We start from the raw sequence: 14,049 nt of genomic DNA, 5'->3' as shown, positions 1-14,049 counted from the left end.
CTGATTTACCCACGATCTTCCACGATAAGGATATGAAAAAAGTCACGGTTAACGTGGGCACGCTAAAAGCGGGTGACGCGAAAACGTATCAAGTCAGTCGGAAAACTGATGGCACGGTCACGACAACACCATTGCCAACGACAGGCAACTTACCAACAACAGGTGCTACTAACACAGCAACAAAAACTAGCACACCATTACCGTCAACTGGTGAAAAAATGACCCCAGTTTTGATGGTGCTTGGTCTGGGCGTATTAGCAGCAGTGCTTATTATCGCCATCAAACATCGTAAAGCCACTAAAAATGTACTGGCATTAGTCTTGCTTATCGTAGGACTGGGCAGCGCCACAACTGTCAATGCGGCAGAAGAGACCTATCATCATCGTGATGAAGTACGTAATCATGCGGTTGAGCTGGCTGGTACAACCCATGTGTTCCACTTAGCCGCCGAGGGTGATTTTGAGGGCGACAAAGGTGAGCCAGGTGTCTCTAACAACTTCACGATTACTTATTATATCAATGATAAAGAAGTCAAAGGTGAGAAGTATAAGCCAGATGGCTACATTGCAGGTGTCAAAACGACTTACTTACCAATTCCAACAGACGTGACTGAAATCTTCTCAGGCTGGTATGACAATAAGGATTGTACAGGTGATGTCATCACAAGTATCGCCAAAGATGACAAAGGTGACAAAACCTTTTATGGTAAAACAACGCCTAAAACATACACTGTGACATTTGAAAGTAATGGCGGTTCAGATGTACCATCAGCAACAGTGAATCATGGTGACACGGTTTCAAAACCATCTGATCCAGCAAAAGATGATGCCACACCAAACGTCACAGCTGCTGGGGATGCATCAGCACATGATTTTATTTTGAAAGGTTGGTATACAGATGAGGCATTGACAACGCCTTTCGATTTTGACACCCCAATTACAGCAGATATCACGCTCTATGCGAAATGGGGCTTACCGATTGTAGAGTTAGCAGGCCATGACGATGGGACGCTTGGCACACAATTTGATAGGGTCTGGCTTTCTAATAGCTGGTGGCGCATTCTAAAAGCAGATATGGATACAGATGCTACTAATGACAATCAAACACTCATCATCAAAGAACAAGCCCTAACTGACCAAGAAACTGGTGATGGCAGTATTGATGTACAGTTTGACACCACAGCAACAAATAGTACTAGTCCATATTTCCACGATGATTCGACCTCAACAGGTTATGGTGAAAGTCATCTCAAAGCCGTGATTGACAGCTACTATAACACGGCTATCTCGCCAATTAACAGCAATTACGTCCTCCCCGTTGATTTAGATTTACCGAATTGGTCACGTTATCAGAATGCTGGCCTTGGCCCAAATAGCGGTACCTCACTAGCTTACAATAACTGGTACTGGCAAGATTGGCAGCCTTACTGTACAGATAATCGTTTTCCAACTTCTTTGACACCTTTAACAACTCTAAAACAACAAGCCTTTGCTTTAAGCTTTGGCGATATCCAAAGTCTGGATAAAAGCACGTTTAGCGCCACAGGGGATTACAGTACTTTGTTAGACTTTACAGCTATTGATGCCAACTACCCTTACTTTTGGCTTCGGTCGGCCGGTGGCAACTGTTATGATGTGGGTGCGGTCTTTGATGGCAGCATAGACTTTGCTGGTGTGTACGTCAGCCAGCCGGTTCGTCCCGCTTTAGCCATCCAATTAGATTGACAATCTAGTAAGATTACCTAGGCTAGTCACAACAATGTACTAAAATTCAATTTAAAAGCAAGTGACCTCACCTGAGGTTGCTTGCTTTTTTGTACGAGTTATCACTAAAAATTAAAAAAGGGAATAGGCCATTTCAGTCCACAAAAAAACGCCAAATGAGGCGGTTTTAATAACTTTAATTGACAAGTTTACTCTCCAAAGTCATAAAGGAAAGTAGAGAGATAGCGTTCCCCATTGTCAGGGGCGACAGCTAGCACTTTTTTACCTTTGCCGAGTTTCTTGGCGACTTGTTTGGCTGCGTGAACAGCTGCACCGCCTGAAATGCCGAGCAAGAAGCCTTCTTGTCCGCCAATGACACGACCAGCAGCAATGGCATCGTCAGAGGTTACACGGATAATTTCATCGTAAGATTTGGTATCCAGTGTGCCAGGGATGAAACCTGGTGAGATGCCTTGAATTTTATGTGGTCCCGGTTTCTCACCAGAAAAGACCGCTGATTCATCAGCTTCTACGACATAGATCCCGATATTCGGATTAGCTTTTTTGAGGATATGTGACACACCTGATATAGTGCCGCCAGTGCCAGCACCTGCCACAAAGGCATCTAAACCATTTTCGCCAAAGGCGGCGATGATTTCAGGGCCGGTTGTTTCTTCGTGAATGCGTGGATTGGCTGGGTTTTCAAATTGTAAGGGTAAGAAGTAGCCGTTATCTTCAGCCAGTTCTTTGGCTTTGGCAATGGCAGCGCCCATGCCACCAGCAGCAGGGGTTAAGACGAGTTCTGCGCCGTAAGCTTGGATGAGGCGACGGCGTTCGATTGAGAAGGTTTCAGGGAGGACGATGATGACCTTGTAGCCAAGTGCTGCGCCAACGAAAGCGAGTCCAATCCCAGTGTTCCCAGAAGTTGGTTCTACGATGGTGCCGCCAGGTTTGAGGGAACCATCAGCCTCAGCGGCACGAATCATGTTCAAGGCGATACGGTCTTTGACAGATCCGCCAGGATTAAAGGCCTCTAACTTGAGATAAACATCAGCCGAGTCGTCGTCGACATGATGCAATTTGACGATGGGTGTATCGCCAATTAAATCTGTAATATTGTCGTAAATTTTTGACATGTCAGTGTCCTCCAAAATGTTAGGAAATAGTTTATAATACTATTATACAGCTTAAAAAAATTTTCGGCTTATCAAAAAACGAAAACGGGTATAAAAAAATTTTATGAAGATTAAACATATCACGCCTATGGGCTATTGTTACGGTGTTATCGACGCTATGGTTATTGCCAAGAATGTTGCGAAAAGTCCAGATTTACCGCGCCCTATTTATATTTTAGGCATGATTGTGCACAACCACCATGTGACGGAAAGTTTCGAAAAAATCGGGGTGCAGACGATAGACGGTGAAAACCGCCTAGCGATTTTAGAGACTATTGACCATGGGACGGTGATTTTTACAGCACATGGTATTTCTGACGCCGTGAGACAGCGAGCCGCTGAAAAAGGCTTAACGGTAGTCGATGCGAGTTGTCCTGATGTTTTGATTACGCATGAAATTGTCAAGAAACGCTTGGCAGATGGTTATGAGGTCATCTACATTGGCAAGAAAGGACATCCGGAACCAGAAGGCGTATTAGGGATTGATCCAGACCGTATTCATCTCTTGTCTAATTTACAAGATTTAGAAGCGCTCGAGCTAACGGGTAAAGTTTTCATGACTAATCAGACGACAATGAGCATGTGGGATGTGTCGGATATCATGGCAGCGGTGCATGAGAAATTTCCGCAAGTCGTGGCACATAGTGATATTTGTCAAGCAACATCTGAACGTCAAGAGGCTGTTGCTGAGCAGGCGGTCGGGTGTGATTTAACAATCGTCGTTGGTGACCCACGTTCGAATAATACAAATCGCCTAGCAGAAGTCTCTCGAAATCAAGCAGGTGTGCCTGCTCACCGTGTGGCAGATGTATCGGAGATTAAGCCAGAATGGCTAACACAGTTGCCAGAAGATGCGACAGTCGCGGTAACTGCTGGTGCCTCAACACCAACTGCCATTGTACGGGAGGTCATGGATTATTTGAAACAGTTTGATGGACAGAGCGCTGAAAGTCAGGTTTCTTATGAAGATATTATCCCACGTGGTGCCGTTCGTGATTTGACAAAAAAACGGGAAAATCGCTTGCAAAAATTGCGGGAACAGGCATTTAAGGGTGAAGATTGATACAGGGGATAGACATGTCGTGTAGCACATAGCACATGGGAAATATAAGTAATAGAAGAGACAGGGCTATTGTATCCCTGCCTCTTATTTCATTAACAAGTGTGATTTTACCGATTTCGTATTATTTTGAAAAAATAAAGCTATCATTCAAAGATAGAGAATGCATCGTCTAGAAAACTATTGGGACAGAAGTCGTTAATTTAAAAGTTTATTATTTTCAGAAAATTCAGTTGACAAATTCTGTGAAATATTTTACAATAGCTACTAATACCGAAAAATAAACAGTGTTTAGATGCCGTTTTGTTTTAGAGGTAAGTACAAAGGAGAAGTTATGAGTGAAATTACAAATTATAAGTATTATGTTGGTGGCCAATTTGTCCAGTCTACTTCCGGTAATTTGATTGAGATTATCTGTCCATATGACCAAAGTGTTATTGGTCGTGTTCAAGCTATTTCAAAAGAAGAGGCTGATGTAGCTATCGCTGCCACAAAAGCAGCGCAAAAAGTTTGGGCAGATACTGATTTATTTAAACGGGCAGACCTTTTAAATAAATGGGCGGATCAACTAGAAATAGATGCAGAAGAGATTGCTCAGATGATTATGCGGGAAGTCGGTAAAACCTGGAATGATGCGGTGAAAGAAGTGACAAGAACGGCCGAATTCATCCGTTATACCGTACAAGAATTCATTCATACTAATGATGCTGCGATGTCAGGTGCCAACTACCCAGGAGGCTCTAAAAATAAATTCGCCATCATCAAAAGGATTCCTCTTGGGACGGTGCTTGCGATTTCTCCTTTTAACTATCCGGTTAATTTATCCGTTGCGAAACTCGCACCCGCATTAATCGCCGGTAACGCCGTTGTCTTTAAACCAGCGACACAAGGTGCAATTTCTGCAGTGAAACTCATTGAGTCTTTCGACAAAGTTGGTTTTCCAGCGGATATTTTGCAGTTAATCACTGGTAAGGGCTCAGACATTGGCGATTACGTTAGCGAACATGATGGGATTGACATGATTTCATTTACTGGTGGTGCGACGACTGGGCGTCATTTGTCGAGCTTTTCAACCATGAAACCGATGGTTCTTGAGTTGGGTGGTAAGGATCCAGCTATCGTCTGTGAGGATGCGGATATTGATAAGACCGTATCTGAAATCATGAGTGGCGCTTTTAGCTACTCAGGTCAGAGATGTACAGCGATTAAGCGCGTTTTGGTCCATGCTACTGTGGCTGATGAACTTTCTGAAAAATTGAAAGTGGAAGTAGAAAAACTCTCAGTCGGCATGCCGATAGATAACCCTGTTATTGTACCATTGATTAACGAAGGGGCGGCTGATTACGTCCAAGGTCTCATTACAGATACCATTGCTGCAGGTGCTGAGTTACTTGTTGGCAATAAGCGTGAAGATAATTTGATTTATCCGACCCTCTTTGATCATGTGACGACAGATATGCGTTTGGCTTGGGAAGAACCTTTCGGTCCAGTGTTGCCGATTATTCGTGTGGCATCAGACGACGAAGCCATTGAGATTGCCAATGCCTCTGAATATGGCTTGCAGGCATCAGTCTTTACACAAAACTTTTCACGTGCTGTTGCCATTGCTGAAAAAATTGAGGCGGGTTCTGTCCAAATTAACGGCCGGACAGAACGTGGCCCTGACCATTTTCCATTCTTAGGTGTTAAAAATTCAGGCATGGGCGTGCATGGCATTTCTCGAACGATTGAATCAATGACGCGTGAGAAATTACTGATTATTAATGTTTAAAATAAAAACGCTGCTTTCAGCGTTTTTTTTCTAGGGGTCAAACGGACTTTGTATCGGAAAAAAAGGATGACTTTTGCTATAATAAGGAAAGCATAACGCAGGTACGGCATGCGGTCTAAATCTTTGACCATTTTTGACCAATGCGCTATAATAGAATTCATAATAAAGAAAATAAAGGAGTTAATCACATGGCACTCATTCCTACAGTCATTGAACAATCAAGCCGCGGTGAACGCGCGTATGATATCTACTCACGTCTTTTGAAAGACAGAATCATTATGTTGACAGGTGAAGTAGAAGACAATATGGCTAATGCAGTCATTGCGCAACTTTTATTCCTAGATGCACAAGATTCAACTAAAGACATTTATCTCTATATCAATTCACCTGGTGGGTCAGTCTCTGCAGGTCTTGCGATTGTAGATACGATGAATTTCATCAAATCAGATGTTCAGACAATTGTCATGGGCGTTGCTGCGTCTATGGGAACAATTATCGCATCTTCAGGGGCTAAAGGTAAACGGTTCATGTTGCCGAATGCTGAATACTTGATTCACCAACCAATGGGTGGTACTGGTGGCGGTACGCAACAAACAGATATGCAAATCGTTGCTGACCACTTGTCAAGAACTCGTAAAACATTGGAAAGAATTTTGGCTGAAAATTCTGGTCAAACGATTAGTAAAATCCATAAAGATGCTGAACGTGATCGTTGGATGTCAGCAGAAGAAACTTTAGAATACGGTTTTATTGATGAAATCATGAATCGTAATGATTTAAAATAAGAGATATGAAGAGATGCTGGGATAAAAGGCCTCAGTCATTAAAAGAGAAAAGTAACCTTGCTTGGTTACTTTTCTCTTTTTGTGTATTATTCGCTGAAAAAACACGAGTTTATCACGACAACAACTTATTTTTACCGATGATGTATTGTTTTCAATGAATCATCAGGTTGTTTGACAAGTTTTGTCTCAAACTCTTTTGATGGTTGGTCAGAATCACCAATTTTTGATATAATGAAACTAATGTTGATAATTGATGAAAAAATAATAGAATTAGATGAGCTGGCGGATAGGGTGTCAGATGCCTTCATAAAATTGACTGTAGTGGCTGATTTTAAGGCTCGAAAGCTAGCCTTTGAATCAGATGCTGCGCTACAACAAAAATTACAGACCTTAGAAGAAAACAGAGCTTACATCACCTACCGACCAGAAATTCGCGCTTTGCAGCAGGAAATCTTGATGACTGATACCATTTACCAGTATAAAATAGCAGAAAATGATGTGCAGATGTCGCTTTCTGATTTAGCTAAGGCGATTTCGGGTGTGATTTCTGATGCAATTGTTGTTGACGAAAATCTTCCCTTAAAGAAAGGAGGTCACCATGGCCATCACCACTGAGTTTGAAAAGACGGCGATTCCTCCGCTTGATATTGTAGGTAGGACTGCCATTTATGTTTTTTACAGTAGTTATAAATATGTGCGTCAGCTAAGTCGATTTGGAGATTTGAGTTATAGCAGTAAAAAAGCTCGTTACGCACTTTTGTATATCGATACGGCAATGCTTGACGAGGTTGTACCTAAATTGATGGATTTGCATTTTGTAAAAGCTGTTAAGGTTTCTGAATTTGATCAGTTGAATCGAGATTTTTCAAGTGCTTTTCAAGAAACGATAAAAGAAGTTAAAAATGAAGAGATAAAAAAAGCAGTTGAACTTTAAAGTTCAACTGCTTTTTGATCTAAATAATCAAAAATTTGACTTTGCGGGCGTTGCTCGATTTTGATGGCATCGTCTTTAAAGTAAATGAAAGTTGTCGGTAGCGTGCTTAGTTTTTCTGAATGGAAATTACGTTGATTACGTACTAGGCTTGCCCTAGCGTAGGGAAAATGTTTGACAAAATCGGAGATGCTGAAGTCGATTTGATGTAGGATTTTGAAAAGCACTTGATTATTATAATCAAGTGGGGTTTTGCCAACCATTTCAGCTTGAAGTGCGAGAAGGAAACGACGTCCTGTATGTCGCCCAGCAAAACTGACAGTCAGAAAATCTAAAGTAGCCTTATAAACTCGGTCAAGGACGGCATTATAAGTCGTGACATCTTTAGTTAATTGGTAGGTGTCACGAATTTTTCTTATCGTTTTTGGTGTAACAACGGGGTTTAGGAACCAGTCGTGTAGCTCTGTTTCAAAATAGCTGAAATCGTCATTAAATAGTGTAAAGTAGTGTTGGATTTCACTTGTCATGATCATACCTGAATTTCTTAATAGTCTGTCATCTGAAAAAGTATAAAATTCCAATAAAATGTTTAAGCTAGTTATACTCGTTTAACTGAAAAAAGTCGAAAGTGTATTACTTTTTTGGTTAAACGAGTATATCAATAAGGCAGATGAACCATGTCACTGCCCTAAGATATAGCGTGTCAAAGAGAAGGGAATAGAAAAAAAGTTTTTCGATGTATATACTACTATTATTTTACCAGAATATCGGCTAATACTAAAGTAATTTGATATGGAAATAAGTGAGAAAACGATCGCAACGCTTCTGTTAAAGGGGTTAGGGAAGGAAAGGTGTTATTTTGATGTTATTTATAAATTTAAGACATTTTACCGATAGATTCTAAAAATCTGACCACTTTGCTACGGGCGTAACGATATTCAATCTGATTGTCTTTTAAAAAATGATTGAAGTTTTTTTCGCCACTTAGTGCATCGGCGACTTCTAATTCCAATTCGTAATCCAATCTACCTGAATATTCATTTTTGTCTAGTGCCATGAGACCAATATTGGTCTTATATTCGCGTCGCGTTGTTGTGAGCGAGCCTAGAACATGAATATCAGAGAGATTAATCTCGTAGCTTTTTAAAATCTCAAGGATGCTTTGGATATTGACACAGTTCTGAGGGAGTGTTTTGGTCGCTAAAATCGCCATAGCCTCTTCTGAGGTCAAAGCGATATTATGCTCTAAATTACCAACTTTTTGTGGGATTTTGAGCGTCATTTCAGCTGCATTATCAAAAGTGCGAATGCGTAAGGATAATTTATTGCCTCGTAATCCAAGCTCAGGTGTATCAAAGTAATGATTGGTTTGGCGGACGGGGGCAATGTGGCTAAACCGTTTACCTAGCTGATCAAACTCGGATAAGCTGAGTAATGTTTTATATTCAATTTCAAGATTAGTTTGCATGGCACTCCTCTTTTTTATGGTTTAGGGTTGAATTGGGTATTATCTAAAAAAACCGATAAATAGTAGTTTAGAGCTATTTTAAAATTTGTTAGCTTTTTTGTCAACTACCATTATAGCTTGTATCAGGTAAACTGACGCATTGCGCGAACTGTAGGGTGTATCGGGCTCCTTTCAAATTCAAGCTTAAGCCTTAATTGTCTTAGTTAATTCGTTAGATTGTCTGCGCTTGAAAGGGTACTCCGGCGTTGGCGCTTGTATTTATTTTATGGTAAAATAAGTAAGAAATATTGAATTTATTGTACTAAAAAAGGAGAGATAGCAAGTTTTACCACTAGGATATGGGGGAATTTAGAGCTAGTCATTTGTGATTGAAGGACACAGACAGCGTCTGTATCTATCTAGCTGTTTCACAAGTCATGTCATGAGTTCAGAATAGCTTGATAAGAAATGTCAGCAATCAAGTCATATCTAGTAAAAATGCGCTATCCAGACCACATTATGACAGAAAAATTTAACTGGGAAGCCTTTCTTGATCCGTATATTCAAGCGGTCGGAGAACTTAAAATTAAACTACGTGGCGCGCGTAAACAATATCAAAAGCAAAATCGTCATTCGCCGATTGAATTTGTGACGGGTCGTGTCAAACCTGCTGAATCTATCAAGAACAAGGCACGTTTGCGCGGATTTAAACCTGAGAATATTGCAGAAATGCAAGATATTGCAGGTGTGCGCGTGATGGTGCAATTTGTAGAAGATGTAGAAGAAGTATTAAATTTGTTGCGCCAGCGTAAAGATTTTAAAATTGTTCAAGAACGTGATTATATCAATAATCAAAAGGAATCGGGCTATCGCAGTTATCATGTGATTATTGAGTATCCAGTTGAAATGGTTGACGGTCGAAAACATATATTGGCAGAAATTCAGATTAGGACCTTGGCTATGAATTTTTGGGCGACAATTGAACATTCGCTTAATTATAAATATCAAGGTGCTTTTCCTGATGAACTTCGGAAACGTTTAGCTGTCTCAGCTAAAATTGCTTATGCTTTAGACGAAGAAATGAGTACCATTCGAGAAGAAATTCAAGAAGCTCAGCTTTTGTTTAATCCATCACGGCGTAAAGTTGATGATGGTGTAGAAAATCGGGATGATTTTGATGAAGAACACAACTGGTAAAAAGATTTGGATTGTTAAGAATGCTTATAAAAAAACCCAGGCCATTGCATCAGCATTGGAAGCTTTATGCCTAGAAGCCGGGTTTATTTTTGATGAAGAAAATCCAGAGATTATTATCTCTGTCGGTGGCGATGGCACGCTACTTGCAGCACTTCATTATTATGAATCAAAATTAGAAACAGTCCGATTTATTGGTGTTCACACCGGCCACCTAGGCTTTTATGCAGACTTTCAAGAGCATGAATTGGAACAGGTCGTTGCAGCAATTCAAAATGAAAAACCAGAAGAAGCCTTCAAATACCAACTCTTGAAGGTACAAATTCATTTTACTGATGGTCGTCTCAAGACGCATTTAGCCTTGAACGAATCAGTTATTAAGCGAGCTTCCAAGACCTTGGTCGCGGATGTCAAGATTTCAGATTTTCTTTTTGAAAAATTCCGCGGTGACGGTTTGTCTGTCTCAACGCCGACAGGTTCAACAGCTTATAACAAGTCAATTGGTGGCGCGGTCATGCATCCTCGGGTTCACGCCTTTCAAGTGACGGAGGTTGCCTCTCTGAATAATCTGGTCTACCGCACACTGGGGGCACCGATGATTATTGCTGAAAAAGATACAGTCACGATTGAGCTTGAAAATGCTGATGATTATTTATTAACGGTGGATCAGCTAGAATATTTTTATGATCAAATCGCTTCTGTGACATATAGTCTGGACGGCGGCGAGATTTCCTTTGTCAATGGGAGGCATACTGGTTTCTGGCACCGTGTCAAAAATTCCTTCATTGGTGAAGTCAAATGAGATTCGATTTCACAGTCAATGCGATGCAAGACGGTATCTTATTAAAAACTTTGCTCAAACAACACGGTATTTCTAAAAATTTATTAGCTAAAATCAAGTTTGACGGTGGTGATTTATGGGTCAATGGTGTCAAACAAAACGCTATTTATAGCGTATCTGAGGGCGAAGTCATAAGTATCCATATTCCTGCTGAAACAGCCACAGTGACCTTGAAACAGCAAGAAATGCCCTTGACTATTGTCTATGAAGATGACCATTTTCTTGTACTTGATAAGCCCGCAGGGGTTGCTAGTGTCACTGGGGTGAATTATCCAGATAGTACGATGAGTAATTATGTTGCCGGCTATTTAAAAGCACAAGATTATGAAAACCAAAAAGTACACGTGGTTACAAGACTAGATAAAGATACATCGGGTCTCATGCTTTTTGCTAAACACGGTTATGCTCACAGTTTGCTAGATAAGATGTTACAGAAAAAAAGCGTGACGAAGCGCTATTTTGCTTTAGTCCATACATCGGAGAAACTTGAACAATCTGCTGAAATTCAACTGCCAATTGGTCGTAAAGAGGGGTCAATTATTGAGCGTGCAGTAGTAGATGTCGAACATCCAACTGCTAAATTCGCACATACATCTTACGAGATTGTTCGCTCACAGCCACATTTTACTCTAGTAGATATTCAACTACATACAGGTCGGACGCACCAAATTCGGGTTCATTTCGCGCATTTGGGTGCGCCTTTATTGGGAGACGATTTATATGGGGGCAAGCGTGATAAGATGTCACGTCAAGCTTTGCATTGTCACTTTCTTAGTTTTAAACATCCATTTACAGATGAAATGATTGTGTTAGAATCATCATTACCGCGGGATATGCGGTTACTTTTAGAATAGACTTAAAAGAATGTTAATCACCAAAAGGACTTCTCGTCATTGTAAGCGAGAGTTTTTTTGTCTATGTGAATCCATTTTTATGGTGTCGACAGTTTTAGATAATCACTTCACTTAGATTATCATTTAGAGAATCCTTTTTCACAAAAAATGATGTTTGATATTTTTGATTGCGGTAGTGTTGTTAGGAGGTCTCAAACTAATTTCTTTTAGGAAGTGGCAGTGAGATGATGCTTGTGGATCAGTAGTTAAATTAAGTTTTTTTGAAAATAGCCCTTATTTTTAAACTTGATAAAACAAGGGTTAGTAAAGAGGTGAGAATGCGAATACTGTCATGATATTTCAAGGGATGACAAATGCTCTGAACGGTAGCCAAACATATTCTATTTCAGTAAAAAATGAATTTTCTCATGTAAATATCTAGCCAAGCAGAATGGAAAGTGATACAATAAAAAGGTATCTAGGTAGTCAGATAAGACACAAAGGTCTATGTATTAGACCTAATACCTAAAATGCATGAGTTGCCCATTTTTTCAGAGTATAGTTAACTATACTTTGTTTCAAATACAATCATTGTTAGATGAGGCTCCTATACTGGAAATATGCTACAGCCGCGAAATGTCGAGAGACGCCAAGCAGGTTAAACAGATGTGATCGGGAAGGTCAATGTCAATGTAGCTAGAATTTTTCTTACGCCGTATAGTGCTAAAGTTCAACGATAGGCCAATGTACAAAGTAATTAAAACTGTACATCAACTTATGGTTGATGTACAGTTTTAATTTGTTTAATTGGTAATACAACTAACAAATAGGAAAGACTTTGAGCGGACCAAAGTTCGTGATTGACCTCGTTTGGTAAGAGCGCTAGCGTGGGTCGAGTTTCAAGATATCACAAGAAGTGAAATCGTAGAAAGGGGTCCTTAATATAAATGAATAATGAAGATTTGATGACACAAGATGTTTTCGAAAATTTACAAGAACTCCTAGAGCATAATGAAATTAGGGAGTTCCGAGAAGCTTTTCTGGATCACCATATTTATGATCAGACGCAATTTTATCTGGATTTTGCAGATGACGAGCGTATAGAGCTTTATAGTATTTTGTCACCTCAGGAATTGTCAGAGATTTTTGAGAATATTGATTTTGATGAAGTTGATATTAAACCTTATCTCAAGGAAATTTCACCTGAATATTTATCAGCGATGTTTGATGACATGTCGTCAGATAATGCAGCAGATATCTTAACCAATCTGACTAAACGAGAACGCAGAGCTATCTTTTCACAGATGACCCCAGAAAATGTGACTGAGATTCGTAACCTCATGCATTATGATGAGGAAACTGCCGGTTCATTGATGACAACGGAGTTCGTTGCTGTTGTGGCCAATCAAACTGTTAGCTCTGCCATGACGGTTATCAAAGCAACAGCTGAAGATGCGGAAACGATTTATTATGTCTATGTGTTGGATAATGGCAAACAACTCCTGGGGGTGATTTCTTTACGGAGTCTCTTGATTTCTCATGATGACACATTGATTTCAGATATTGTCAATGAACATATTATTAAAGTTGATGTTGAAGAGCCACAAGAACGAGTCGCTCGCTATTTTAGGGATTATGACCTGCTTGCATTACCAGTTGTTAGCCATGATAATATCATGTTGGGAATTGTTACTGTCGATGACATCATCGACGTTATTGATGATGAAGCGCAAAGTGACTACTCAGGTTTGGCAGGTGTTAATACAGATAATGTCAATCAAAATCCAGTTCAGTCTGCCGCAAAACGCTTACCTTGGCTTGTCGCACTCTTATTTTTGGGAATGGGAACGGCAAGTCTGATTGACCACTTTGATGGCTTGGTGAGCAAGGCCTCTGTTCTGGCAATTTTTATCAGTTTGATTACCGGAACAGCCGGGAATGCTGGGACGCAGTCCCTCGCAGTCTCTGTTCGTAGAATATCACTCAATGATGAGGGTAATCGGTCCTTCTTTAGTTTGATTTTGGCAGAAATTGCGACGGGGTTAGTGACTGGAGCAGTGACCGGTCTGACAGTTTTTCTCGTGGTCAGTCTATGGAAAGGCAATATGATTCTTGGCCTCGCGGTTGGTGTTGCCATGTTCTGTGCGATTACCGTTGCAAATTTAGCAGGCTCTTTGATTCCCGTTGCTATGGATCGGTTAGGGTTCGACCCTGCTGTTGCTTCGGGACCTTTTATTTCAACCATGTCAGATTTAACCAGTGTTTTTATCTATTTTTCTATCGCTGGGATTTTTATTCATTTCTTTTGA

General features: G+C 40.4%; 13 protein-coding genes and 1 riboswitch. Of the genes, 10 read left to right on the top strand and 3 right to left on the bottom strand.

All coding sequences use genetic code 11. From position 1 onward, the window contains the following. On the top strand, positions 1–1,724 hold a 1,724-nt coding region (locus tag RR45_RS06735; RefSeq protein ID WP_143465083.1), incomplete at its 5' end, for an InlB B-repeat-containing protein. Between the two features lie 188 nt (positions 1,725–1,912). On the opposite strand, the gene cysK is transcribed toward RR45_RS06735, so the two are convergent. Next, positions 1,913–2,839 carry a cysteine synthase A gene (gene cysK / locus RR45_RS06730; RefSeq protein ID WP_031366063.1) on the bottom strand — a complete coding sequence of 309 codons (927 nt, stop codon included), beginning with the start codon at positions 2,837–2,839 and terminating at the stop codon, positions 1,913–1,915. A gap of 103 nt (positions 2,840–2,942) precedes the next feature. Between cysK and RR45_RS06725 the strand changes: the two genes are divergently transcribed. From RR45_RS06725 to RR45_RS06700, 5 genes are all read left to right on the top strand, one after another. Further along, positions 2,943–3,941 carry a 4-hydroxy-3-methylbut-2-enyl diphosphate reductase gene (locus RR45_RS06725; RefSeq protein WP_031366062.1) on the top strand — a complete coding sequence of 333 codons (999 nt, stop codon included), beginning with the start codon at positions 2,943–2,945 and terminating at the stop codon, positions 3,939–3,941. Positions 3,942–4,272: 331 nt separating this feature from the next. Further along, positions 4,273–5,709 carry an NADP-dependent glyceraldehyde-3-phosphate dehydrogenase gene (locus RR45_RS06720; protein ID WP_031366061.1) on the top strand — a complete coding sequence of 479 codons (1,437 nt, stop codon included), beginning with the start codon at positions 4,273–4,275 and terminating at the stop codon, positions 5,707–5,709. 188 nt (positions 5,710–5,897) lie between these two features. Continuing rightward, positions 5,898–6,494 carry an ATP-dependent Clp protease proteolytic subunit gene (locus RR45_RS06710; RefSeq protein WP_031366059.1) on the top strand — a complete coding sequence of 199 codons (597 nt, stop codon included), beginning with the start codon at positions 5,898–5,900 and terminating at the stop codon, positions 6,492–6,494. Between the two features lie 240 nt (positions 6,495–6,734). Further along, entirely contained in the window at positions 6,735–7,109 is a 375-nt protein-coding gene (locus RR45_RS06705; protein ID WP_031366058.1) for a hypothetical protein, read from the top strand. Next, on the top strand, positions 7,093–7,428 hold the full coding sequence (locus RR45_RS06700; protein WP_031366057.1) for a DUF2129 domain-containing protein: 336 nt from the start codon (positions 7,093–7,095) through the stop codon (positions 7,426–7,428). The genes RR45_RS06705 and RR45_RS06700 overlap by 17 nt, the downstream gene beginning before the upstream one ends. On the opposite strand, the gene RR45_RS06695 is transcribed toward RR45_RS06700, so the two are convergent. Next, positions 7,425–7,952 carry a DsbA family protein gene (locus tag RR45_RS06695; protein ID WP_167362587.1) on the bottom strand — a complete coding sequence of 176 codons (528 nt, stop codon included), beginning with the start codon at positions 7,950–7,952 and terminating at the stop codon, positions 7,425–7,427. The two genes, RR45_RS06700 and RR45_RS06695, sit on opposite strands and share 4 nt — an antisense overlap. A gap of 350 nt (positions 7,953–8,302) precedes the next feature. Further along, positions 8,303–8,893 carry a CYTH domain-containing protein gene (locus tag RR45_RS06690; RefSeq protein ID WP_031366055.1) on the bottom strand — a complete coding sequence of 197 codons (591 nt, stop codon included), beginning with the start codon at positions 8,891–8,893 and terminating at the stop codon, positions 8,303–8,305. A 498-nt stretch (positions 8,894–9,391) separates the two neighbouring features. Between RR45_RS06690 and yjbM the strand changes: the two genes are divergently transcribed. The 4 genes from yjbM to mgtE all read left to right on the top strand — a co-directional run bounded on the left by yjbM (position 9,392) and on the right by mgtE (position 14,049). After that, positions 9,392–10,069, top strand: a complete 678-nt coding sequence (yjbM, locus tag RR45_RS06685; RefSeq protein ID WP_031366054.1) for a GTP diphosphokinase — start codon at positions 9,392–9,394, stop codon at positions 10,067–10,069. Continuing rightward, positions 10,050–10,868: an NAD kinase gene (locus RR45_RS06680; RefSeq protein WP_072353601.1), complete on the top strand. Its 819-nt coding sequence runs from the start codon at positions 10,050–10,052 to the stop codon at positions 10,866–10,868. The genes yjbM and RR45_RS06680 overlap by 20 nt, the downstream gene beginning before the upstream one ends. Further along, the gene (locus RR45_RS06675; protein ID WP_031366052.1) at positions 10,865–11,761 is read left to right on the top strand and encodes an RluA family pseudouridine synthase; all 897 of its coding nucleotides are present in this window, start codon (positions 10,865–10,867) and stop codon (positions 11,759–11,761) included. The genes RR45_RS06680 and RR45_RS06675 overlap by 4 nt, the downstream gene beginning before the upstream one ends. Before the next feature lie 562 nt (positions 11,762–12,323). After that, positions 12,324–12,489: riboswitch (M-box (ykoK) riboswitch) on the top strand. Positions 12,490–12,687: 198 nt separating this feature from the next. Then, positions 12,688–14,049, top strand: a complete 1,362-nt coding sequence (gene mgtE, locus RR45_RS06670; RefSeq protein WP_031366051.1) for a magnesium transporter — start codon at positions 12,688–12,690, stop codon at positions 14,047–14,049.

This window comes from Pseudolactococcus chungangensis CAU 28 = DSM 22330 (assembly GCF_002441885.1).
Taxonomy (GTDB): domain Bacteria; phylum Bacillota; class Bacilli; order Lactobacillales; family Streptococcaceae; genus Pseudolactococcus; species Pseudolactococcus chungangensis.
The sequence above is the reverse complement of the archived record's forward strand: the minus strand, read 5'-3'. Positions and strand labels throughout refer to the sequence as shown.